This window comes from Paenibacillus sp. RUD330, from assembly GCF_002243345.2.
Taxonomy (GTDB): Bacteria; Bacillota; Bacilli; order Paenibacillales; family Paenibacillaceae; genus Paenibacillus_O.
The window spans coordinates 726452-748462 of the sequence record NZ_CP022655.2 but is presented as its reverse complement, the minus strand read 5'-3'; the positions used below and the strand labels follow the sequence as shown (position 1 = coordinate 748462).

Here is a 22011-nt window from a genome sequence, read left to right as displayed (position 1 = left end):
TGCACCTCCTTGTTGCTCTTTGAAAGTCTATGGATAGCGATTTGCTCGCTCTTATACTTCTTCTACTTTAACCAGGTGGTTAACCGTGTTCACCATACCGCGGATAGCGGGGCTGTCGTTAAGGACAACCGTCTGGCGAATTTTGCGAAGACCGAGCGATGCGACCGTTGCGCGCTGCTTCTCGTTGCGGCCGATCAGACTGCGGACGAGGGTTACTTGCAATTTAGCCATCGTGTTCCCCTCCTTAACCCAAGAGCTCTTCGACAGTTTTTCCGCGAAGCTTGGCAACATCTTCAGCGCGTTTCAGGCGGGAAAGGCCTTCGAGCGTTGCGTTAACCATGTTCATGGAGTTGGAAGAACCGAGGGATTTGGTCAGGATGTCGCCGACACCTGCCAGTTCCAGTACTGCACGCACAGGGCCGCCGGCGATAACGCCGGTACCTTGGGATGCTGGTTTGAGCAGAACTTCACCAGCGCCGAAGTGGCCGAGCACCAAGTGCGGGATCGTCGTGTTCACAAGCGGAACAGAGATCAGGTTTTTCTTGGCATCCTCAATACCTTTGCGAATGGCTTCAGGTACTTCAGCTGCTTTGCCGATACCAGCGCCTACATGTCCTTTGCCGTCTCCGACAACAACCAGGGCGCTGAAGCTGAAGCGGCGTCCGCCTTTAACTACTTTTGCTACGCGGTTGATGTGGACGACCTTTTCAGTCAGTTCACCCAACGCATTTGCATCAATACGCAAGTCGATTTACCTCCTTTTAGTTAGAATTGGAGACCCGCTTCACGGGCTGCATCAGCCAGTGCTTGAATCCGTCCATGGTACAGGTAGCCTCCACGGTCGAATACGACGCTCTCATGGCCTTTATCCTTCGCACGCTTCGCGATCAGTTCGCCTACGAGCTTAGCGGATTCGACGTTGCCGCCGTTGTTCACTTTCTCAGCAAGCTCTTTGTCCAGCGTAGATGCGGACGCGATCGTTACTCCAGCCACATCGTCGATCAGCTGAGCGTAAATGTGCTTGGAGGAGCGGTAAACGGAAAGCCGAGGACGCGCTACAGTGCCGTTGATTTTCTTGCGCACGCGCAGGTGGCGTTTCAGACGGGCTTTGTTTTTGTCGCCTTTGGTGATCATTGAGGGATCCTCCCTTCTTGAATAGATGAACCTCTATACCAATAAGCATAGCCTTATGCTTATTTTTTCTTACCGGCTTTGCCTTCTTTGCGGATAATGCGCTCGCCTTCGTACTTGATGCCTTTGCCTTTGTATGGCTCTGGCTCGCGTACGGAGCGGATTTTCGCAGCCGTTGCGCCGACAAGCTCTTTGTCGATGCCGCGGACCGTGATTTTGTTGTTACCGATCACTTCGAACTCGATGCCGTCAGCAGGCACGATTTCGACCGGGTGGGAGTAGCCGACGTTGAGGACGACTTTCTCGCCGGATTTGCTAGCGCGGTAACCAACGCCTACCAGCTCAAGATTCTTGGAGAATCCATCCGTTACACCGCTGACCATGTTCGCGATGATGCTGCGGGTCGTGCCGTGCAGGGAGCGGTGCAGCTTGTTGTCGGAAGGACGTTCCACGAGGATCGTGCCTTCTTCCAAGTTGACTTTGATATCTTTGTGAACCGGACGGCTAAGGGAACCTTTCGGTCCTTTTACCGTGATCACCGTTTCGTCCAGGGAAACATTCACGCCGCTAGGGACGGTAATCGGTTTGCGACCAATACGGGACATTGTTGCACCTCCTATCGTTGTGGCGATTTATTACCAGACGTAGCAGACGACTTCGCCGCCAGCTTTGCCTTGACGTGCTTCTTTGTCGGTCATAACTCCCTTGGATGTGGAGATAATCGCGATTCCGAGACCGCCGAGTACGCGCGGAACCTCGTTGGATTTCGTGTAAACGCGCAGGCCAGGCTTACTGATACGTTTCAGACCAGTAATGACACGCTCGTTGTTGGAGCCGTATTTCAGGAAAATACGGATCATCCCTTGCTTGCTGTCCTCGATATATTCAGCGTCACGAATGAAGCCCTCGCGCTTGAGAATATCAGCGATTTGCTTCTTGATTTTCGAAGCGGGCATTTCAACGGTTTCATGACGAACAAGATTCGCGTTGCGGATACGGGTAAGCATATCTGCGATCGGATCAGACATAACCATTCTTGTGTACCTCCTTCCCGACTAAAGCTGATTACCAGCTGGCTTTTTTGACGCCAGGGATCTGGCCTTTGTATGCTAATTCACGGAAACAAATCCGGCAAATTTTAAACTTTTGCAGAACCGAGTGCGGACGTCCGCAACGCTCGCAACGAGTGTAGGCGCGGACTTTGAACTTCGGAGCGCGTTGCTGCTTAACTTTCATCGAAGTTTTTGCCACTTTGGTATTACACCTCCTGATTCGCGATTACTTCGCGAACGGCATTCCCAGTTGGGTCAGCAGCTCACGAGATTCTTCGTCCGATTGAGCCGTCGTTACGATAACGACGTCCATACCGCGGACTTTATCGACTTTATCGTATTCGATCTCCGGGAAGATCAGCTGCTCTTTAAGGCCAAGGGTGTAGTTGCCGCGACCGTCGAAAGCTTTGGTCGATACGCCGCGGAAGTCGCGTACGCGAGGCAGGGCAACGTTGAACAGCTTGTCGAGGAAGTAGTACATGCGGTCACCGCGCAGTGTAACTTTAACCCCGATCGGCATATTTTCACGAAGCTTGAAGCCGGCGATGGACTTCTTAGCACGCGTGATAACCGGTTTTTGACCGGAGATGAGGCGGAGATCTTCGACAGCGACGTCAAGCACTTTGGAGTTGGCAACAGCTTCGCCTACGCCCATGTTGATGACGACCTTCTCGATCTTCGGCACTTGCATCACCGTCTGGTAGCTGAACTTCTGCATCAGAGCAGGAGTGATTTCATTCAGAAAACGATCTTTCATTCTTGCTGCCATGGTAAAGGGTCCTCCTTTCCGTAAAGAGTAATTAGTCGATAACTTCGCCGGAGCGCTTAGCTACGCGGACTTTTTTGCCGTTATCAAGCACTTTGTAGCCGATGCGCGTTACTTTGCCGCTCTTCGGATCTACGTGCATCACGTTGGAAACGTGGATCGGAGCTTCCTGCTCGAGGATGCCGCCCTGCGGGTTCGCTTGGGAAGGACGCGTATGCTTCTTCACCATGTTAACGCCTTCGATCAGGACACGGTTCTCACGAGGGTAAGCTGCGATGACGCGGCCTTTTTTGCCTTTATCCTTGCCCGTGATGACGATAACGGTATCGTCTTTCTTCACGTGCAGCTTGTTGTTGTGGGATTCCAGAACTTTTTTAACCTTTGGCATGTGTTACACCTCCTGCTCCTTGACTTCAATCACGCCGCCAGGGCGTTAATTAGATAACTTCCGGTGCAAGCGATACGATCTTCATGAAGTCTTTCTCACGAAGCTCACGGGCAACTGGTCCGAAGATACGGGTGCCGCGCGGGCTCTTGTCTTCCTTCACGATGACTGCTGCATTCTCGTCGAATGCGATGTAGGAACCGTCCTTGCGGCGAACTGTACGCTTCGTGCGCACGATAACCGCTTTGACTACATCGCCTTTTTTGACAACGCCACCGGGTGTTGCTTGTTTGACAGAGCAGACGATCAGATCGCCGATGTGTCCTACGCGACGTCCCGTACCACCCAGAACGCGGATACACATCAGTTCCTTTGCGCCAGAGTTGTCAGCAACCGCAAGGCGTGTAAAAGGTTGAATCATTGAAATGTCCTCCTTTCAGTCATGATGGCCGAATCGTCTTAAAGTACAACGGCTTCTTCGACGACTTGAACCAGTCTCCAACGCTTGTCTTTCGACAGCGGACGAGTTTCCATGATTTTAACCGTATCACCGATTTTCGCAGTGTTGTTTTCATCATGGGCTTTGAATTTCTTCGTGTATTTGATGCGCTTATGGTAGAGATCATGTTTTTTGTAGGTTTCTACAGCCACCACGATCGTTTTATCCATTTTGTCGCTGACCACTTTGCCAATCTGAACTTTGCGGTTGTTGCGTTCGCTCATGTTCTTCCTCCTTCCTCAGGCTGGGCCGTTCAGGCACAGGGCTGAATTAGCTGCTGATTCCCAGTTCTCTTTGGCGCAGTACCGTTTTGGCACGTGCGATTTCTTTCCGTACCGCGCTGATGCGGGTCGGATTATCCAATTGGCCGGTAGCCAGTTGGAAGCGGAGGTTGAACAGCTCTTCTTTAAAGCCGGCAACCTTTTGGTTCAGCTCGTCAGTGGTCAGGTTGCGGAATTCATTAGCTTTCATTTGCTTCACCACCCACTTCTTCGCGTTTCACAAACTTCGTTTTTACCGGGAGCTTGTGGGCCGCAAGGCGCAATGCTTCGCGCGCGATTTCCTCGGATACGCCGGCAAGCTCAAACATCACTTTGCCCGGTTTAACGACGGCAACCCATTTCTCCACGTTACCTTTACCGCTACCCATCCGGACCTCGAGAGGCTTCTGGGTGATTGGCTTGGAAGGGAAGATCTTGATCCATACCTTACCGCCACGTTTGATGTAACGGGTCATGGCGATACGAGCGGATTCGATCTGACGGTTCGTGACCCAACCAGGCTCAAGCGCTTGAAGGCCGAATTCACCGAAGTGAACTTCCGTGCCGCCTTTAGCGCGGCCTTTCATATGTCCGCGTTGTTCTTTGCGGTGTTTGACGCGTTTAGGTACCAACATGATTAGTTGCCTCCTTCCTGGACGGCTGCTTTCTTCTTCACAGGAAGGATTTCACCGCGGTAGATCCATACTTTTACGCCGATGCGGCCGTAAGTCGTATGTGCTTCAGCTGTGCCGTAGTCGATATCGGCGCGCAGCGTATGAAGCGGCACGGTTCCTTCGCTGTATCCTTCTTGACGAGCGATCTCGGCGCCGCCGAGACGACCGCTGACAGAAGTTTTGATTCCTTTTGCGCCTGCGCGCATCGAGCGCTGCAGAGCTTGCTTCATCGCGCGGCGGAACGAAGTCCGGCGCTCAAGCTGTTGTGCGATGCTTTCGGCAACGAGCGTTGCGTCCAGATCGGCTTGTTTGATTTCGGAGATGTTGATGTGCACTTTTTTGCCGTTCGTCAGGCGAGTCAGCTCGTTGCGAAGGTTCTCGACTTCAGAACCGCCCTTGCCGATGACCATGCCTGGCTTCGCGGTGTTGATCGTGACGTTCACGCGGTTCGATGCGCGCTCGATCTCGATGCGGGACACAGCAGCGTCTTTCAGCTTGCCTTTGAGGAATTCGCGAACTCGAACGTCTTCCATCAGAAGATCGCCGAAATCTTTACCGGCGTACCATTTGGATTCCCAATCCCGGATGACCCCGATGCGAAGACCAACCGGATTTACCTTTTGACCCACTCGTTATCCCTCCTTATTTTTCAGATACGACCAGCGTGATGTGGCTGGTGCGCTTGTTGATGCGGCTTGCGCGGCCCATAGCGCGCGGCATAAACCGTTTCATAGTCGGCCCTTGGTTAACGAATACCTGGGATACGACCAGTTTGTTCACGTCGAGCTGGTAGTTATGCTCGGCGTTCGCAATTGCAGAGTTCAGAAGTTTTTCCACGATCGGGGATGCAGAGCGCGGAGTGTGGCGCAGGATTGCGATCGCTTCGCCAACTTGCTTGCCGCGGATCAGGTCAACAACGAGCTGAGCTTTGCGGGGTGCAATGCGCACTTGGTTAGCATGTGCTTTAGCTTCTGCCATGACAGGTACCTCCTCTCAAACAGCGATGGTATGGAAAGGGCAACGCAACTTAACGTCTGCCCGTTTTTTTGTCGTCGTCGTGACCTTTGTAGGTACGAGTCGGCGCGAATTCACCGAACTTGTGTCCAACCATGTCTTCCGTCACGTATACCGGCACGTGCTTGCGGCCGTCATAAACAGCCAGCGTGTGTCCGATGAATTGCGGGAAGATGGTGGAACGGCGGGACCAGGTTTTGATCACCGTTTTCTTGTTCGCTGCATTCAGTTCTTCAACTTTCTTCAGCAGGTACCCGTCGATGAAAGGACCTTTTTTCAAACTACGACCCATGGATCTGCTCCTCCCTTCCTCGAAGCGTTAGCGTGACGTACTTACGTCACGCACAATCGCTCAAGCGGTTATTATTTCGTACGGCGACGAATAATATATTGGCTCGATGCTTTCTTCTTCTTGCGCGTTTTGGCACCAAGGGTTGGTTTGCCCCATGGAGACATAGGCGACTTGCGTCCGATTGGAGCGCGGCCTTCACCACCACCGTGAGGGTGATCGTTAGGGTTCATGACTACGCCGCGAACTTCAGGACGCTTGCCCAGCCAACGGGAACGGCCGGCTTTACCGATTTTCACGAGCTCGTGATCCTCGTTGCCAACAGAGCCGATCGTTGCACGGCAAGTTTTCAGGATGCGGCGCACTTCACCGGAGCTGAGACGGATAACCACGTAGGTTTCCTCTTTACCGAGAAGCTGAGCTTCCGTACCGGCTGCGCGAACAAGTTGTCCACCTTTGCCAGGCTTCAGCTCGATGTTGTGGATAAGCGTACCGACCGGAATGTTTTCCAGTGGAAGCGCGTTGCCCACTTTGATGTCTGCGGATGGACCGGAAACGATCGCATCGCCGACTTTAAGGCCTTTAGGCGCGATGATGTAGCGCTTTTCGCCATCGACATAGTTGATCAGAGCGATATTCGAAGTGCGGTTCGGATCGTATTCGATCGTCGCTACGCGGCCTTCGATGCCGTCTTTGGTCCGCTTGAAGTCGATGATGCGGTATTTGCGCTTGTGCCCGCCGCCGTGGTGACGAACCGTGATTTTACCCTGGTTGTTGCGGCCGGCTTTTTTGAAAAGCGGCGCCAGGAGCGATTTCTCCGGTACGTTTGTTGTGATCTCTTCGAATGTCGAGACCGACATGTGGCGACGAGCCGGGGAAGTCGGTTTGTACTTCTTGATAGGCACTTTGTTTCCCTCCTTATCTTGTCAGGTTAGACCGACTCGAAGAATTCCAGCTCTTTGCTGTCTTCGCTCAGTTGAACGAAGGCTTTCTTCCACTCGGACGTATATCCGGAATGACGGCCGTAGCGTTTAGGCTTGGCTGGCACGCGAAGCGTGTTCACGTTCGTCACTTTAACGCTGAAGATCTGCTCGATGGCAGCTTTGATTTCCGTTTTGTTGGCACGAATGTCAACTTCGAACACATAGCGTTTTGCGCCCATGAGCTCAGTTGTCTGTTCCGTGATAACCGGGCGCTTGATAATATCGCGTGGATCTTTCATTACGCAAGCACCTCCTGTACTTTCTCGACCGCATCCTTGGTGATGATGAGTTGGTCATGCGACAGCACATCCAGAACATTGATGCCCGAGGCTGCGACGAACTTCACACCAGGAATGTTGCGGGCGGACAGAGCCACGTTGTTCTCGAATTCAGCCGTTACGACGAGCGCTTTGCGGCCTACTTTGAGGTTGTTCAGAACGGCTTGGAATTCCTTGGTCTTCGGAGCAGCGAAGCTCAGTTGATCGAGAACGATCAGCTCGCTAGCGATGACTTTGGAAGAAAGTGCCGAACGAATAGCCAGACGACGAACTTTGCGTGGCAGCTTGAAGCTGTAGCTGCGCGGAGTCGGTCCGAATACCGTACCGCCGCCAACCCATTGCGGGGAGCGGATGGAGCCTTGACGCGCGCGTCCGGTTCCTTTTTGCTTCCAAGGTTTGCGGCCACCGCCGCGAACTTCGGAGCGTCCTTTGGTTTTGTGCGTGCCAGCGCGCTCGGCTGCTTGTTGCAGCAGAACTGCGCTATGCAGGACGTGAGTGTTAGGCTCGATGCCGAAGACATGCTCGGAGAGCTCAATGTCGCCGACTTTTGCGCCGCTCACATTTACCACATCTACTTTAGGCATAGCTTGTTCCTCCTTTCTTCAGGCGGCGAGTTATTTCTTCACCGTTTGTTTGATTTTAACGAAGCTGTTTTTAGGACCCGGAATGGAGCCTTTAACGAGCAGTACGTTGCGTTCAGCATCGACGCGTACGACTTCAAGTTTCTGAATCGTAATCGTCTCATGGCCCATGTGTCCTGGAAGGCGTTTGCCTTTAGGTACGCGGTTCGCTTGGATGGAACCCATCGAACCAGGACCGCGGTGGTAACGCGAACCGTGCGCCATAGGGCCGCGGCTTTGTCCCCAGCGTTTGATCACGCCTTGGAAGCCTTTGCCTTTGGATACGCCCGTCACGTCAACGAACTCGCCTTCAACGAACAGGTCAGCTTTGATTTCTTGGCCGACTTCGTATTCGCCCAGGCTGATGCCACGAATCTCACGAACGTAGCGCTTAGGAGCCGTATTGGCTTTTTTGGCATGGCCGACTTGCGGCTTGTTGGCGTTTTTCTCTTTTTTGTCAGAGAAACCGAGCTGAACAGCTTCGTAGCCATCATTTTCTTGGTCTTTCTTTTGCAGGACGACACATGGGCCGGCTTCGATAACCGTGACTGGCACGACATTACCTTCAGCTGTGAACACTTGCGTCATTCCGAGCTTTTTACCTAAGATACCCTTCATGTTGACACCTCATTTCGTTCTCACTTTAGCTTACGCTTGTGGATAACTTACAGTTTGATTTCGATATCTACACCGGACGGCAGGTCCAGGCGCATCAGAGCATCGACCGTTTGCGGAGTCGGGTTCACAATATCGATCAGACGCTTATGCGTACGCTGTTCGAATTGCTCGCGCGAATCCTTGTACTTGTGTACTGCACGGAGAATGGTGATGATTTGCTTTTCCGTCGGAAGCGGAATCGGACCGGAAACGCCTGCCCCGGAACGTTTTGCAGTTTCAACGATTTTCTCTGCAGACTGATCAAGAATGCGGTGATCGTATGCTTTCAAGCGAATACGAATCTTTTGCTTTGCCATATAAGTCCCTCCTTCTATCGCCCAATTTAGTATCGGACATACTCCGCGTGAACTCCTTACACATGCTCCATGGCAAAGGAGCCGGGTGTGTCAGCAACCTCCCGCATCATCGCAACGTCACAGACCAACAGACAATATTTTATCACGTCACACATGCTAATGCAACATGTAAATAGGCTCGAGCTCATGTTTCCTTCTTTTGCTCTAAAAAGCCTTCTAAAGGCCGTTTTTTCGTTGACCGCTCAGCACGTATTCGAGCTTTCGGAAGATTGTATTCCTTTCTGGAAGGGAGAAGTTAGAATGAGTTTCTTCTATATAAATAGAGATGCCGAATAAACATGCTTTTTATGGTCTTATAGGTGAGGGAAGCTCATCCGCCTCATCCCAAATTCTTTTGCCTTCAACCAAGCGCTGGATCGATTCTGGAATACAAAAAAGCCCCCGCCGAAGCGGGGGCTTGTCCGGTCCGCAGCTAATGCTGCAGGATCCTTATTTTTGGATGGATGCTACGGCGCCAGCGCCTACCGTACGGCCGCCTTCGCGGATCGAGAAGCGAGTTCCTTCTTCGATAGCGATTGGAGCGATCAGTTCAACGGTAACCGTGATGTTGTCGCCAGGCATAACCATTTCCGTACCTTCAGGCAGGTTGATGATGCCCGTTACGTCCGTTGTACGGAAGTAGAACTGTGGACGGTAGCCTGTGAAGAAAGGCTTGTGACGTCCGCCCTCTTCTTTAGTCAGGACGTAGATTTGAGCCGTGAAGTTCGTGTGCGGCTTTACCGAACCCGGTTTAGCCAGAACTTGTCCACGCTCGATGTCTTTACGGTCAACACCGCGAAGCAGTGCGCCGATGTTGTCGCCCGCTTGAGCGGAGTCCATCAGCTTGCGGAACATTTCCACGCCCGTAACGACGGATTTGCGGGATTCTTCAGCCAGACCGATGATTTCAACTTCATCGGAGACTTTGACTACGCCACGGTCGATACGGCCAGTTGCAACCGTACCACGGCCCGTGATCGTGAACACGTCCTCGACAGGCATAAGGAAAGGCTTAGCCGTGTCGCGCTCAGGAGTCGGGATGTACGTATCAACTTGCTCGAAGAGCTCGATGATTTTGTCAGCCCAAGGACCGTCTGGGTTTTGCAGAGCTTCACGAGCAGCGCCGCGGATGATTGGAGTGTCGTCGCCTGGGAACTCATACTCGTTAAGAAGGTCGCGAACTTCCATTTCAACCAGCTCGAGGAGCTCTTCGTCTTCAACCATGTCGCATTTGTTCAGGAATACGACGATGTAAGGCACGCCTACTTGGCGGGAGAGCAGGATGTGCTCGCGCGTTTGCGGCATAGGGCCGTCAGCTGCGGATACAACCAGGATCGCGCCGTCCATTTGAGCTGCGCCGGTGATCATGTTTTTAACATAGTCGGCGTGGCCTGGGCAGTCAACGTGTGCATAGTGACGGTTAGGCGTTTCGTACTCGACGTGAGCCGTGGAGATCGTGATACCGCGCTCGCGCTCTTCTGGAGCTTTGTCGATTTGGTCGAAAGCCGTAGCTACGCCGCCGTATTTTTTGGAAAGAACAGTCGTGATGGCAGCCGTCAGCGTCGTTTTACCATGGTCGACGTGACCGATCGTACCGATGTTAACGTGCGGTTTATTACGTTCAAATTTAGCTTTTGCCATTGAACTTAATCCTCCTTAAGGTCAGGAAAGTTTATGTTAGGTGACAGACGAACGCCGCAAGCGGCTCTTCGCCTGTCACAGCGAACCTATATAGAGATTACTCCGATTTGCTCTTGGAAACAATCTCTTCTTGGATCGATTTCGGAACTTCTTCGTAGTGCGAGAGTTCCATGGAGAACACGCCGCGACCTTGGGTACCGGAACGAAGTGTCGTGGAGTATCCGAACATCTCGGCGAGAGGCACCTTGGCACGAACGATTTGCGCGCCTGCGCGCGAATCCATGCCTTCGATGCGTCCGCGACGGGAGTTCAGCATGCCCATGACGTCGCCCATGTACTCTTCAGGAATCGTGACTTCGACCTTCATGATCGGCTCGAGAATGACAGGCTTACACTTGTCTTTCGCGGCTTTGAGGGCCATGGAGCCTGCGATCTTGAACGCCATCTCCGAGGAGTCGACGTCATGATAGGATCCGTCGACGATCGTAGCTTTGATGTCGACCAGCGGGAAGCCGGCTACGACACCATTCTTCATGGACTCTTCGATACCCGCTTGAGTCGGGCCGATGAATTCACGAGGTACGACGCCACCGACGACTTTGTTCTCGAAGACAAAACCGCTGCCCGGCTCGAGTGGCTCGAATTCGATCCACACGTGGCCGAACTGGCCGCGTCCGCCGGATTGGCGAACGAATTTGCCTTCGACCTTAGCCGCTTGACGGAAGGTCTCACGGTAAGCTACTTGCGGCTTGCCGACGTTCGTCTCTACTTTGAATTCGCGGAGCATGCGGTCAACGAGGATTTCAAGGTGAAGCTCACCCATGCCTGCGATGATCGTTTGTCCCGTTTCTTCGTCCGTATGAGCACGGAACGTCGGATCCTCTTCCGAGAGCTTCTGCAGAGCGATACCCATCTTGTCTTGGTCAGCCTTGGTCTTAGGCTCGACCGCGAGTTGGATAACCGGCTCAGGGAAGTTCATGGATTCGAGGATGACCGGATTCTTCTCATCGCACAGCGTATCGCCAGTCGTTGTATCCTTAAGGCCTACTGCAGCGGCGATGTCGCCGGAGTAAACCGAACTGATCTCTTGACGGCTGTTGGCATGCATTTGAAGAATACGTCCGACCCGCTCGCGCTTGCCCTTCGTTGCGTTCACAACGTAAGAACCGGAGTTCAGCACGCCGGAGTAAACGCGGAAGAAGGTCAGCTTGCCGACGAAAGGATCCGTCATGATTTTGAATGCGAGAGCCGAGAACGGCGCTTCGTCGGAAGATTCGCGGGTCGTCTCCGTTCCATCCTCAAGGGTACCCTTGATTGCAGGAACGTCGATTGGAGCCGGCAGATAGTCAACGACTGCATCCAGCATCATTTGCACGCCTTTGTTGCGGTACGAGGAGCCGGCGATGACCGGGAAGATCTTCACTTCGACAACGCCCTTGCGGAGCGCCGCTTTGAGTTCTGGAATGGTGATTTCTTCGCCTTCCAGATACTTCATCATGAGTTCTTCGTCCAGCTCGGCCACTTTCTCGACCAGCTCTGCGCGGAGCTCTTCGGCTTGCTCAGCCAGCTCGGCAGGGATCTCGACTTGCTCAGGATCTTTCCCGAGGTCGTCTTTGTATTTGTAGGCAACACGTTCAACGAGATCGATTACGCCGACAAAATCATTCTCGGCGCCAATCGGCAGTTGAATCGCGACAGCATTGGCTTGCAGACGATCGCGCATGTCTTTGATGACATTCAGGAAGTCAGCGCCGATGATGTCCATTTTGTTGATGTAAGCAATCCGGGGAACGTTGTAGCGGTCAGCCTGGCGCCATACAGTTTCGGACTGAGGCTCAACGCCTTCCTTTGCACTGAAAACACCAACTGCCCCGTCCAATACGCGCAGGGAACGTTCAACTTCAACGGTGAAGTCAACGTGTCCCGGGGTGTCGATGATATTGATGCGGTTGCCCTTCCACTGAGCGGTCGTCGCGGCAGACGTGATCGTGATGCCGCGCTCCTGCTCTTGCTCCATCCAGTCCATCGTCGCCGCACCTTCGTGCACTTCGCCGATTTTGTGGGTACGGCCTGTGTAGAACAGGATCCGTTCGGTCGTGGTGGTTTTACCCGCATCGATATGCGCCATAATCCCGATGTTGCGCGTATTTGCCAAGGAGAACTCTCTTGCCATTGGAATGTCTCCCTTCAAATTGTACTGCTAGAATCCTACCAGCGGTAGTGAGCGAATGCTTTGTTGGCTTCCGCCATTTTGTGCGTGTCTTCGCGTTTTTTAACGGAAGCGCCAGTGTTGTTGGAAGCGTCGAGAATTTCAGCTGCAAGACGCTCTTCCATCGTTTTCTCCCCGCGGTTACGCGAGTAGTTCACGAGCCAACGGAGACCAAGCGCGGTACGGCGCTCAGGTTTAACTTCGATCGGCACCTGGTAGTTGGCGCCGCCTACACGGCGGGCTTTAACTTCCAGTACAGGCATGATGTTCTTCAGGGCTGCTTCGAACACTTCCATTGGATCTTTACCGGAGCGCTCTTGAATCAGTTTGAAGGCATCATACAGCAGCGTTGCGGCAACGCCGCGCTTGCCGTCGATCATGATGCGGTTGATGAGACGTGTAACGAGCTTGCTGTTGTAAATAGGATCCGGCAGTACGTCGCGTTTTGTTACAGGACCTTTACGTGGCATGTAGCAAGTCCCCCTTTCCCTCAGTATCTAATAAGTTGAAGTTTATAAAAGTCTTACTTTTTAACTTTAGGACGCTTAGCGCCATATTTGGAACGAGCTTGCATACGGTTGTTGACGCCAGCCGTATCCAATGCACCGCGAACGATATGGTAACGTACGCCCGGAAGGTCTTTTACACGTCCGCCGCGAATCAGAACGACGCTGTGCTCTTGCAGGTTGTGTCCGATACCCGGAATGTAAGCCGTAACCTCTACGCGGTTCGTCAGACGAACACGAGCGTATTTGCGAAGTGCGGAGTTAGGCTTCTTCGGAGTCATCGTGCCTACGCGAGTGCAGACACCGCGTTTTTGCGGAGCGCTGATTTCCGTTGCCTCACGCTTCAGGGCATTGAATCCCCGCTGCAGTGCTGGCGATTTGGACTTGACCACTTTTGCTTGACGGCCCTTGCGGACCAGTTGGTTAATTGTTGGCATGTCGGTTGCCACCCCCTTCCCATAATTCATGAAACGCTGAACTGATTGACGCTCATTATTTAAGCCCACAGATCCAGGCGGTTCATCTTTGGACAAACAAAAGTTTTTGCCTGACGTATTGAGCGGAAAAATCCGAACCTTACCGGCAAAAACAACGTCCTACTCTTCATCTCCAACCATTGCCGCCATCGCGGCTCCGACGTCAATCCCGCATTGCTCTCCGAGATCGGTCATCGTCTCCGTCCAAGTCACTGGCACGCTCATTCTTCCGCATAACTCGACGATAGCGCCGGTCAGCCTGTCATCAGCGTCTCTGGCTACATAGACGTGAATCGCCTTGCCTAATTCAACGGTCTTGGTCGTCTGTTTCGTGCCAATCTTGTAAGCCATGGATTCACCATCCTTGCTTAAGCACAGAAATCCACTCACAGGCACACTTCGATATAGTAGCACTAGACTTATCCCCATGTCAAGATGGGCTTGTCCATTTGCTCGAAAGATATTCCGTCCCAAAGAGCGCGCCCATAAAAGAGCAGCCGCCCGAAGGCCGGGCAGCTGCTGATGTTGAGCGGTGTCGCAAGGCCCGTCGAATCAGGATTCGACCGGAACCGTCTCGCTGAGCTCGGCTTCCGCAGCTACGGTCTCGAGTTCGTCCTCTTGGCCGACGAAGCGGATGCTGCGGTAACGGTTCATGCCCGTACCGGCAGGGATCAGCTTGCCGATGATGACGTTCTCCTTGAGGCCGAGCAGCTGGTCGACCTTGCCTTTGATGGCAGCGTCGGTCAGGACGCGGGTCGTTTCCTGGAAGGATGCCGCGGAAAGGAAGGAATCCGTCTCCAGGGAAGCCTTGGTGATGCCGAGCAGGACCGGCTTGGCGACTGCCGGCTCGCGGCCGGACAGAAGCACCTCGCGGTTGGCTGCTTCGTATTCATGCACATCGACAAACGCGCCAGGCAGAAGCTTCGTGTCGCCGGCATCGACGATGCGGATTTTGCGGAGCATCTGCTTGATCATGACTTCGACGTGCTTGTCGTTGATTTCTACGCCTTGGTTCCGGTATACGCGCTGAACTTCCTGCAGGATGTAGTTCTGTACCCCGCGGATGCCTTTGATGCGCAGCATTTCCTTCGGATCGATGGAGCCGTCTGTCAGCTCGTCGCCGGCTTCCAGATGCTGGCCTTCGATGACGCGGATCCGGGAACCGTAGCTGACCGGATACACTTTGGACTCGGCTTCGCCTTGAACTTCGATCTCACGGCGGTCCTTCGTTTCGCGGATGCTCTTCACGACGCCGTCCAGTTCGCTGATGATCGCTTGGCCTTTAGGGTTACGCGCCTCGAAGAGCTCCTGGATACGCGGCAGACCTTGCGTGATGTCGTCGCCGGCAACGCCGCCGGTATGGAACGTACGCATGGTGAGCTGGGTTCCCGGCTCGCCGATCGATTGGGCCGCGATGATGCCTACGGCTTCGCCGATCTCTACATGCTTGCCGGTCGCCAGGTTGCGGCCGTAGCAGATCTTGCAGACGCCGTGACGGGCGCGGCAGCTCAGTACGGAACGGATCTGAAGCTTCTCTACGCCTGCATCGACGATCGCATCGGCCTTCTCGGCGTCGATGAGCTCGTTGCGGGCAACGATGACTTCTCCCGTCTGCGGATGACGGATCGTCTCGAAGGAATAGCGGCCCTCGATACGGTCGTACAGATCCTCGATGACTTCCTTGCCGTCCTGAATCTTGGCGACCATGATGCCTTTGTCCGTGCCGCAATCGTCCTCGCGGACGATAACGTCCTGGGCGACGTCGACGAGACGGCGGGTCAGGTAACCGGAGTCGGCTGTACGGAGGGCGGTATCGGCAAGACCTTTACGCGCGCCGTGAGTCGAGATGTAGTACTCGAGTACCGTCAGGCCTTCACGGAAGTTCGACTTGATCGGGAGCTCGATGATGCGGCCGGATGGGTTGGCCATCAGACCCCGCATGCCGCCCAGCTGGGTGATCTGCGATTTGTTACCCCGCGCTTTGGAGTCCACCATGAGCATGATGGAATTGTAGCGGTCCATCGATTTCATGAGGATTTCGGTGATCTGGTCTTTGGTCTTGCTCCAGATCTCGATGACGCGGTCATAACGTTCTTCGTTGGTGATCAGGCCGCGACGGTACTGGTTCGTGACGACTTTGACCTTCTCGTCGGATTGCTTCAGGATTTCTTCCTTCTCCGGCGGCACGATGACGTCGGAGACGGCAACCGTGATGCCCGCGCGGGTCGAGTACGTGAATCCGAGCTCCTTGATCTTGTCAAGGATGACCGACGTCTTGGTCGTGTGGTACTGGCGGAAGCATTCCGCGATCAGAAGACCGAGGTATTCCTTGCCGACAGCGCCCATTTGCGGCACGTTGTCCAGGAAGGAGTTCAGGTCCGCGCCTTTTTCGTACACGAAATATTTATCCGGCGTTCCATCCATCAGGTTGGTCTTGGTAGCCTCGTTGATGTAAGGGAACGAGCTCGGGAAGATCTCGTTGAAGATGACTTTGCCGACCGTCGTCGAGATGAGCGAGCTGTTCTGCTGATCCGTGAAGGCATCCTTCTTGAGGACCTTCGCCGGAATGAAGATGCGCGCATGCAGCGACACGATGCCCCGCTGGTAAGCGGAAACGGCTTCGTTGACGGAGCCGAAGACAGAGCCGGATCCTTGGGCTTCCTTGTTGTCCATCGTCAGATAGAAGGAGCCGAGGACCATATCCTGGGACGGAGTTACGACCGGCTTGCCGTCCTTAGGGTTGAGGATGTTGCCTGCCGCCAGCATGAGAAGGCGGGCTTCCGCCTGCGCTTCCGCGGACAGCGGGACGTGGACGGCCATCTGGTCGCCGTCGAAGTCGGCGTTGTAGGCCGTACATACGAGCGGGTGAAGCTTGATGGCGCGTCCTTCGACAAGGATCGGCTCGAAAGCCTGGATGCCGAGTCTGTGAAGCGTAGGGGCACGGTTCAAGAGAACCGGATGCTCCTTGATGACTTCTTCAAGAACGTCCCAAACCTCGGCGCTGACGCGCTCGACCTTGCGCTTGGCGCTCTTGATGTTGTGGGCGAGCCCTTTGTTGACCAGTTCCTTCATGACGAACGGCTTGAAGAGCTCCAGCGCCATTTCCTTCGGAAGGCCGCATTGGTACATCTTCAGGCTCGGTCCGACAACGATAACGGAACGGCCGGAGTAGTCGACGCGCTTGCCGAGAAGGTTCTGGCGGAAGCGGCCCTGCTTGCCCTTCAGCATATGGCTGAGGGATTTCAGGGGACGGTTGCCGGGACCCGTAACCGGGCGGCCGCGGCGGCCGTTGTCGATGAGGGCATCGACGGCTTCCTGCAGCATGCGCTTCTCGTTCTGCACGATGATGTCGGGAGCGCCGAGATCGAGCAGGCGCTTCAGACGGTTGTTGCGGTTGATGACGCGGCGGTACAGGTCGTTGAGGTCGGAGGTCGCGAAGCGTCCGCCGTCCAGCTGGACCATCGGACGAAGCTCCGGCGGAATGACCGGGAGCACATCGAGAATCATCCAATCCGGCTTGTTGCCGGAATGGCGGAACGCCTCGATGACCTCGAGACGCTTGATGGCGCGGTTGCGGCGCTGGCCTTGGGCCGTGCGCAGCTCTTCCTTGAGCTGATCCAGCTCGCGCTCGACGTCGATGTCCTGAAGCAGCTTCTTGACGGCTTCGGCGCCCATGCCGGCTTGGAATCCATAGCCGTATTTTTCACGGTAGCTGCGGTATTCCTTCTCGGACAGAAGCTGCTTTTTCTCCAGCGGGGTTTCGCCCGGATCCGTCACGACATAGCTTGCAAAGTAGATGATTTCCTCGAGCGAGCGGGGCGACATGTCGAGAGCCAGCCCCATCCGGCTAGGAATTCCTTTGAAGTACCAGATATGGGAGACAGGAGCGGCAAGCTCGATGTGTCCCATGCGCTCGCGGCGCACTTTGGCGCGGGTGACTTCAACGCCGCAGCGGTCGCAGACGACGCCTTTGTAGCGGACGCGCTTGTACTTGCCGCAGTGGCATTCCCAATCCTTGGTCGGGCCAAAGATCTTCTCGCAGAAGAGCCCTTCCTTCTCCGGCTTGAGCGTCCTATAGTTAATGGTCTCCGGCTTCTTGACTTCTCCGCGGGACCAAGAGCGAATCTTCTCCGGCGATGCAAGGCCGATCTTCATGTACTCGAAGTTGTTCACATCCAACAAGGAGCAACCCTCCTTAGTTCAAGTATGGCTTAGGCTTATTCCGCGCCAGCTTCGGCGCCTTCCAGGTTGAGGTTCAGCTTGTCGCTGGTGCCTTCGTCCTCGTCGTCGATTTCCTTCATTTCGATCTCGTTTTCGTCCTCGTTCAGGATTTTGACGTCCATGCCGAGAGACTGCAGCTCTTTGATCAAGACCTTGAACGACTCCGGAACGCCCGGCTCCGGCACGTTCTCGCCCTTCACGATCGATTCGTACGTCTTCACCCGGCCGACCACGTCGTCGGATTTGACCGTCAGGATCTCCTGGAGGGTGTAAGCCGCGCCATAGGCCTCGAGCGCCCATACTTCCATCTCGCCGAAGCGCTGGCCGCCGAACTGGGCTTTGCCGCCGAGAGGCTGCTGCGTCACGAGCGAGTATGGACCCGTGGAACGGGCGTGGATCTTGTCGTCGACCATGTGCGCCAGCTTGATCATGTACATGACGCCGACGGTGACTTCGCGCTCGAACGTCTCGCCCGTGCGTCCGTCATACAGAACCGTCTTGCCGTTGCGCTGCATGCCCGATTCTTCCATCGTGTCGAACACGTCGTACTCGCGCGCTCCGTCGAATACCGGCGTAGCGGCGTGGATGCCCAGACGCTTGCAGGCCATGCCGAGATGGACCTCAAGCACCTGGCCGATGTTCATCCGGGAAGGTACGCCCAGCGGGTTAAGAACGACTTCTACAGGCGTTCCGTCCGGCAGGAAAGGCATATCCTCTTCCGGCAGGATGCGGGCGATGACGCCCTTGTTGCCGTGGCGTCCGGCCATTTTGTCGCCTTCGGAGATTTTACGCTTCTGGGCGATGTAGACGCGGACCAGCTGGTTCACGCCAGGAGGCAGCTCGTCGCCGTTCTCGCGGGTGAACACTTTGACGTCGACGACGATGCCGTCCGTGCCGTGAGGCACGCGCAGGCTCGTGTCGCGCACTTCGCGCGCTTTTTCGCCGAAGATGGCGTGCAGCAGGCGCTCTTCCGCCGTCAGCTCCGTTACGCCCTTAGGCGTTACTTTGCCGACGAGGATGTCCCCGGCGCTGATCTCGGCGCCGACGCGGATGATGCCGCGCTCGTCGAGGTTCTTGAGCGCTTCTTCGCCGACATTCGGGATGTCGCGCGTGATTTCTTCAGGTCCGAGCTTCGTGTCGCGGGCTTCGGACTCGTATTCCTCAATGTGGATGGACGTGTACACGTCTTCCTTCACAAGCTTCTCGCTGAGCAGGATGGCATCCTCGTAGTTGTAGCCTTCCCAGGTCATGAAGGCAACGACGACGTTGCGGCCCAGAGCCAGCTCGCCCTGCTCGGTCGAAGGACCGTCGGCGAGGATATCGCCCTTCTTGACGACGTCGCCCTTGCGCGCCAGCGGACGCTGGTTGATGCAAGTGCCTTGGTTGGAGCGCATGAACTTGTGCAGCTTGTGCTTCACGAGATCTCCCGTGACCTGCTTGCCGTCCACCATCTCGACGCGGCGCAGCCAAATCTCGTTGGCCGAGGAGCGCTCGATGATGCCGTCATGCTTGGCGACGATGCAGACGCCGGAATCCTTCGCGGACTTGTGCTCCATGCCGGTGCCGACAAGAGGCGCCTTCGGAATGAGCAGAGGCACCGCTTGCCGCTGCATGTTGGATCCCATGAGCGCGCGGTTGGAGTCATCGTTCTCGAGGAACGGAATGAGAGCCGTCGCGACGGATACGACCTGCTTCGGCGATACGTCCATGTAGTCGACGCGCTCGGTCGGCATCGTCAGGATGTTGTCGGCCTGCTTGTTGTAGCGCACGACGACCTGATCGTCGACGAACTTGCTGTCTTCCGTCAGGAGGGCGTTTGCCTGTGCGATGACGTAGTTGTCTTCCTCATCCGCGGTCAGGTAAGCGATCTGCTCCGTGACGATAGCGGTCTTCGGATCCACCCAGCGGTACGGAGCTTCGATGAAGCCGTACTCGTTGATGCGGGCGAAGCTGGACAAGGAGTTGATCAGACCGATGTTCGGTCCCTCAGGCGTCTCGATCGGACACATCCGCCCATAGTGGGAGTGATGGACGTCTCGGACTTCCATGCCGGCGCGTTCCCGGGTCAGACCGCCGGGTCCGAGTGCGGACAGACGGCGTTTGTGCGTCAGCTCGGCCAGAGGGTTCGTCTGGTCCATGAACTGCGACAGCTGGGAGGAGCCGAAGAACTCCTTGATGGACGCGATGACCGGACGGATGTTGATCAGTGCCTGCGGCGTGATCGCGTTGGCGTCCTGGATCGACATGCGCTCGCGGACGACGCGCTCCATGCGGGAGAGGCCGATCCGGAACTGGTTCTGCAGCAGCTCGCCTACGGAACGCAGGCGGCGGTTGCCCAGATGGTCGATGTCGTCCGTGCTGCCTACGCCGTGCAGTAGGTTGATGAAGTAGTTGATCGACGCAATGATGTCGGCCGGCGTGATATGTTTGACCGACTTGTCGATGACGTCATTGGAAATGACCTTGATGATTTTGCCATCTTCGTTGGGAGCGAATACGCTCACCGTCTGCAGTGGGATACTATCTGCATCCAGAACGCCGTTGGCGACGTGATACGTTTTGCTGTTCAGCTGCTTTTCCAGGAATGGAAGCAGCTCATCCAGCAGGCGGCGGTCGATCATCTGGCCGGCTTCGGCCAGAATTTCGCCCGTCTCGTTGTCCACGAGAGTTTCAGCCAGACGCTGGTTGAACAGACGGTTTTTGATGTGGAGCTTTTTATTGATCTTGTAACGGCCTACATTGGCCAGATCATAACGTTTAGGGTCGAAGAAGCGCGCGACGAGCAAGCTCTTCGCATTGTCAAGCGTAGGCGGCTCGCCTGGACGCAGGCGCTCGTAGATTTCGATCAGGGCTTTTTCCGTGGAGTCGGTGTTATCCTTGTCCAGCGTGTTCTTGATGTACTCGTCCTGTCCGAGCAAGTCCAAGATTTCGGCATCGCTGCCGAATCCAAGGGCGCGAAGAAGCACCGTTACCGGAATCTTCCGGGTACGGTCGATGCGCACGTAGATGATATCCTTGGCATCCGTCTCCAGCTCCAGCCAAGCACCGCGGTTAGGAATGACAGTGGCCGTGTATGTGCGCTTGCCGTTTTTGTCGACCTTGGTGCTGAAGTACACGCTGGGGGAGCGTACCAATTGGCTGACGATAACGCGTTCCGCACCATTGATGATGAAGGTGCCGGTCTCGGTCATCAGCGGAAAATCGCCCATGAACACTTCCTGTTCCTTAACCTCGCCCGTTTCCTTGTTAAGGAGCCTTACCTTAACGCGAAGCGGCGCTGCATACGTAACGTCGCGCTCTTTCGACTCGTCGACGGAATACTTAGGCTCTCCCAGGCTATAATCGATGAATTCCAACGAAAGATTCCCCGTGAAGTCCTGAATCGGAGAAATATCCTGGAACAACTCCAGGAGATCGCTCTCCAGAAACTTCTCATAAGACTTTTGTTGGATTTCAATCAAGTTCGGGACTTCGAGCACTTCGTGAATCCGGTTATAGCTCCTGCGCGTGCGTCGACCATACTGAACAAGTTGTCCTGCCAACTTAACCTCACCCCTCATGTCTGCTTCTCAGCGTGATAAGCGCACTCATGAAACATGACCTAGCCAGACCTCAGCCGGTTACCTTCGGGCCGGCCGGTTTGAGCCTCAATCCCATGGTGGTAAATAAAGAAAAGCCCTTATCGAAGTGGTTTCGAAAAAAGAGCATACTTCCGGTCTGAAACCTCGGCCTCCCCCGCATGGACGAACCATAGGGAAGACATGGTCTCCTATCATGTAATTTTGCCCAAAATCTAAACATTATACGTCAAAAACCAATTTTGTATGCATTGCGCATCAAATAAATAATTCTTGACATTTTAGCGGACTAAAGAGATTCCGCCTATTTTAATGCTGACATTTCATAATAATAGCACATCGACAAAGGCGAGTCAACAAAAATGAGAATTTAGTCTCTAGCCAAAGCGAAAGCTTGCCCTTCATGTCGATCGGCC

Annotated in this window: 27 protein-coding genes; all 27 read right to left on the bottom strand. The window is 54.8% G+C overall.

What is annotated here, in order from left to right:
* Positions 1-51 precede the first annotated feature (51 nt).
* Positions 52-231, bottom strand: a complete 180-nt coding sequence (rpmD, locus tag CIC07_RS03400) for a 50S ribosomal protein L30 (RefSeq protein ID WP_076360235.1) — start codon at positions 229-231, stop codon at positions 52-54.
* Between the two features lie 13 nt (positions 232-244).
* Complete coding sequence (gene rpsE / locus CIC07_RS03395) at positions 245-745, bottom strand: 30S ribosomal protein S5 (protein WP_048743592.1); 501 nt, start codon at positions 743-745, stop codon at positions 245-247.
* Between the two features lie 20 nt (positions 746-765).
* Entirely contained in the window at positions 766-1134 is a 369-nt protein-coding gene (gene rplR / locus CIC07_RS03390; RefSeq protein ID WP_048743594.1) for a 50S ribosomal protein L18, read from the bottom strand.
* A 59-nt stretch (positions 1135-1193) separates the two neighbouring features.
* Positions 1194-1736 carry a 50S ribosomal protein L6 gene (gene rplF / locus CIC07_RS03385; protein ID WP_049868848.1) on the bottom strand — a complete coding sequence of 181 codons (543 nt, stop codon included), beginning with the start codon at positions 1734-1736 and terminating at the stop codon, positions 1194-1196.
* A 30-nt stretch (positions 1737-1766) separates the two neighbouring features.
* Positions 1767-2165, bottom strand: coding sequence for a 30S ribosomal protein S8 (rpsH, locus tag CIC07_RS03380; RefSeq protein WP_021878317.1), 399 nt, complete (start codon positions 2163-2165; stop codon positions 1767-1769).
* 31 nt (positions 2166-2196) lie between these two features.
* Complete coding sequence (locus CIC07_RS03375; RefSeq protein ID WP_010348808.1) at positions 2197-2382, bottom strand: type Z 30S ribosomal protein S14; 186 nt, start codon at positions 2380-2382, stop codon at positions 2197-2199.
* A gap of 27 nt (positions 2383-2409) precedes the next feature.
* Entirely contained in the window at positions 2410-2952 is a 543-nt protein-coding gene (gene rplE, locus CIC07_RS03370) for a 50S ribosomal protein L5 (RefSeq protein WP_021878319.1), read from the bottom strand.
* 31 nt (positions 2953-2983) lie between these two features.
* The gene (rplX, locus tag CIC07_RS03365; protein ID WP_021878320.1) at positions 2984-3337 is read right to left on the bottom strand and encodes a 50S ribosomal protein L24; all 354 of its coding nucleotides are present in this window, start codon (positions 3335-3337) and stop codon (positions 2984-2986) included.
* Between the two features lie 49 nt (positions 3338-3386).
* Positions 3387-3755 carry a 50S ribosomal protein L14 gene (rplN, locus tag CIC07_RS03360; protein ID WP_048743599.1) on the bottom strand — a complete coding sequence of 123 codons (369 nt, stop codon included), beginning with the start codon at positions 3753-3755 and terminating at the stop codon, positions 3387-3389.
* Positions 3756-3793: 38 nt separating this feature from the next.
* On the bottom strand, positions 3794-4057 hold the full coding sequence (rpsQ, locus tag CIC07_RS03355) for a 30S ribosomal protein S17 (RefSeq protein WP_021878322.1): 264 nt from the start codon (positions 4055-4057) through the stop codon (positions 3794-3796).
* A 46-nt stretch (positions 4058-4103) separates the two neighbouring features.
* Complete coding sequence (rpmC, locus tag CIC07_RS03350; RefSeq protein WP_048743602.1) at positions 4104-4304, bottom strand: 50S ribosomal protein L29; 201 nt, start codon at positions 4302-4304, stop codon at positions 4104-4106.
* The gene (gene rplP, locus CIC07_RS03345; RefSeq protein WP_076360233.1) at positions 4294-4728 is read right to left on the bottom strand and encodes a 50S ribosomal protein L16; all 435 of its coding nucleotides are present in this window, start codon (positions 4726-4728) and stop codon (positions 4294-4296) included. The genes rpmC and rplP overlap by 11 nt, the downstream gene beginning before the upstream one ends.
* Positions 4729-4730: 2 nt before the next feature.
* Positions 4731-5396 (bottom strand): 30S ribosomal protein S3, encoded by a 666-nt coding sequence (rpsC, locus tag CIC07_RS03340; protein ID WP_021878325.1) that lies wholly within the window; start codon positions 5394-5396, stop codon positions 4731-4733.
* A 13-nt stretch (positions 5397-5409) separates the two neighbouring features.
* Positions 5410-5745 carry a 50S ribosomal protein L22 gene (gene rplV, locus CIC07_RS03335; protein ID WP_021878326.1) on the bottom strand — a complete coding sequence of 112 codons (336 nt, stop codon included), beginning with the start codon at positions 5743-5745 and terminating at the stop codon, positions 5410-5412.
* Positions 5746-5794: 49 nt separating this feature from the next.
* Positions 5795-6073 carry a 30S ribosomal protein S19 gene (gene rpsS / locus CIC07_RS03330; protein WP_021878327.1) on the bottom strand — a complete coding sequence of 93 codons (279 nt, stop codon included), beginning with the start codon at positions 6071-6073 and terminating at the stop codon, positions 5795-5797.
* A gap of 71 nt (positions 6074-6144) precedes the next feature.
* The gene (rplB, locus tag CIC07_RS03325) at positions 6145-6975 is read right to left on the bottom strand and encodes a 50S ribosomal protein L2 (RefSeq protein ID WP_076360231.1); all 831 of its coding nucleotides are present in this window, start codon (positions 6973-6975) and stop codon (positions 6145-6147) included.
* 26 nt (positions 6976-7001) lie between these two features.
* Positions 7002-7292, bottom strand: a complete 291-nt coding sequence (gene rplW / locus CIC07_RS03320; protein WP_021878329.1) for a 50S ribosomal protein L23 — start codon at positions 7290-7292, stop codon at positions 7002-7004.
* Positions 7292-7915 (bottom strand): 50S ribosomal protein L4, encoded by a 624-nt coding sequence (rplD, locus tag CIC07_RS03315; protein ID WP_021878330.1) that lies wholly within the window; start codon positions 7913-7915, stop codon positions 7292-7294. Before rplD ends, rplW begins: the two co-directional genes overlap by 1 nt.
* A gap of 30 nt (positions 7916-7945) precedes the next feature.
* On the bottom strand, positions 7946-8569 hold the full coding sequence (gene rplC / locus CIC07_RS03310; RefSeq protein WP_076360229.1) for a 50S ribosomal protein L3: 624 nt from the start codon (positions 8567-8569) through the stop codon (positions 7946-7948).
* A gap of 47 nt (positions 8570-8616) precedes the next feature.
* The gene (rpsJ, locus tag CIC07_RS03305; RefSeq protein WP_017692074.1) at positions 8617-8925 is read right to left on the bottom strand and encodes a 30S ribosomal protein S10; all 309 of its coding nucleotides are present in this window, start codon (positions 8923-8925) and stop codon (positions 8617-8619) included.
* A gap of 489 nt (positions 8926-9414) precedes the next feature.
* The gene (tuf, locus tag CIC07_RS03300; RefSeq protein ID WP_021878333.1) at positions 9415-10605 is read right to left on the bottom strand and encodes an elongation factor Tu; all 1191 of its coding nucleotides are present in this window, start codon (positions 10603-10605) and stop codon (positions 9415-9417) included.
* 97 nt (positions 10606-10702) lie between these two features.
* Complete coding sequence (fusA, locus tag CIC07_RS03295; protein WP_076360227.1) at positions 10703-12778, bottom strand: elongation factor G; 2076 nt, start codon at positions 12776-12778, stop codon at positions 10703-10705.
* A gap of 35 nt (positions 12779-12813) precedes the next feature.
* Entirely contained in the window at positions 12814-13284 is a 471-nt protein-coding gene (rpsG, locus tag CIC07_RS03290; RefSeq protein WP_048743619.1) for a 30S ribosomal protein S7, read from the bottom strand.
* 53 nt (positions 13285-13337) lie between these two features.
* The gene (gene rpsL / locus CIC07_RS03285; RefSeq protein WP_048743621.1) at positions 13338-13757 is read right to left on the bottom strand and encodes a 30S ribosomal protein S12; all 420 of its coding nucleotides are present in this window, start codon (positions 13755-13757) and stop codon (positions 13338-13340) included.
* 159 nt (positions 13758-13916) lie between these two features.
* The gene (locus CIC07_RS03280) at positions 13917-14147 is read right to left on the bottom strand and encodes a ribosomal L7Ae/L30e/S12e/Gadd45 family protein (protein ID WP_076360225.1); all 231 of its coding nucleotides are present in this window, start codon (positions 14145-14147) and stop codon (positions 13917-13919) included.
* A gap of 201 nt (positions 14148-14348) precedes the next feature.
* Entirely contained in the window at positions 14349-17978 is a 3630-nt protein-coding gene (gene rpoC / locus CIC07_RS03275) for a DNA-directed RNA polymerase subunit beta' (RefSeq protein ID WP_076360223.1), read from the bottom strand.
* A 35-nt stretch (positions 17979-18013) separates the two neighbouring features.
* Positions 18014-21559: a DNA-directed RNA polymerase subunit beta gene (rpoB, locus tag CIC07_RS03270; protein ID WP_076360221.1), complete on the bottom strand. Its 3546-nt coding sequence runs from the start codon at positions 21557-21559 to the stop codon at positions 18014-18016.
* Between the last annotated feature and the right edge of the window lie 452 nt (positions 21560-22011).

Coding starts and splice junctions, on each gene's coding strand:
- rpmC (WP_048743602.1), bottom strand. CDS start 4,304: ATGAAAGCTAATGAATTCCGCAACCTGACCACTGACGAGCTGAACCAA.
- CIC07_RS03280 (WP_076360225.1), bottom strand. CDS start 14,147: ATGGCTTACAAGATTGGCACGAAACAGACGACCAAGACCGTTGAATTA.
- rplF (WP_049868848.1), bottom strand. CDS start 1,736: ATGTCCCGTATTGGTCGCAAACCGATTACCGTCCCTAGCGGCGTGAAT.
- rpsL (WP_048743621.1), bottom strand. CDS start 13,757: ATGCCAACAATTAACCAACTGGTCCGCAAGGGCCGTCAAGCAAAAGTG.
- rpsG (WP_048743619.1), bottom strand. CDS start 13,284: ATGCCACGTAAAGGTCCTGTAACAAAACGCGACGTACTGCCGGATCCT.
- rplN (WP_048743599.1), bottom strand. CDS start 3,755: ATGATTCAACCTTTTACACGCCTTGCGGTTGCTGACAACTCTGGCGCA.
- rpmD (WP_076360235.1), bottom strand. CDS start 231: ATGGCTAAATTGCAAGTAACCCTCGTCCGCAGTCTGATCGGCCGCAAC.
- rplP (WP_076360233.1), bottom strand. CDS start 4,728: ATGTTGGTACCTAAACGCGTCAAACACCGCAAAGAACAACGCGGACAT.
- rplE (WP_021878319.1), bottom strand. CDS start 2,952: ATGGCAGCAAGAATGAAAGATCGTTTTCTGAATGAAATCACTCCTGCT.
- rplV (WP_021878326.1), bottom strand. CDS start 5,745: ATGGCAGAAGCTAAAGCACATGCTAACCAAGTGCGCATTGCACCCCGC.
- rpsQ (WP_021878322.1), bottom strand. CDS start 4,057: ATGAGCGAACGCAACAACCGCAAAGTTCAGATTGGCAAAGTGGTCAGC.
- fusA (WP_076360227.1), bottom strand. CDS start 12,778: ATGGCAAGAGAGTTCTCCTTGGCAAATACGCGCAACATCGGGATTATG.
- rpsH (WP_021878317.1), bottom strand. CDS start 2,165: ATGGTTATGTCTGATCCGATCGCAGATATGCTTACCCGTATCCGCAAC.
- tuf (WP_021878333.1), bottom strand. CDS start 10,605: ATGGCAAAAGCTAAATTTGAACGTAATAAACCGCACGTTAACATCGGT.
- rpsS (WP_021878327.1), bottom strand. CDS start 6,073: ATGGGTCGTAGTTTGAAAAAAGGTCCTTTCATCGACGGGTACCTGCTG.
- rplC (WP_076360229.1), bottom strand. CDS start 8,569: ATGAAGGGTATCTTAGGTAAAAAGCTCGGAATGACGCAAGTGTTCACA.
- rplW (WP_021878329.1), bottom strand. CDS start 7,292: ATGAAAGATCCACGCGATATTATCAAGCGCCCGGTTATCACGGAACAG.
- rplR (WP_048743594.1), bottom strand. CDS start 1,134: ATGATCACCAAAGGCGACAAAAACAAAGCCCGTCTGAAACGCCACCTG.
- rpsJ (WP_017692074.1), bottom strand. CDS start 8,925: ATGGCAAAGCAAAAGATTCGTATTCGCTTGAAAGCATACGATCACCGC.
- rplD (WP_021878330.1), bottom strand. CDS start 7,915: ATGCCTAAAGTAGATGTGGTAAATGTGAGCGGCGCAAAAGTCGGCGAC.
- rplX (WP_021878320.1), bottom strand. CDS start 3,337: ATGCCAAAGGTTAAAAAAGTTCTGGAATCCCACAACAACAAGCTGCAC.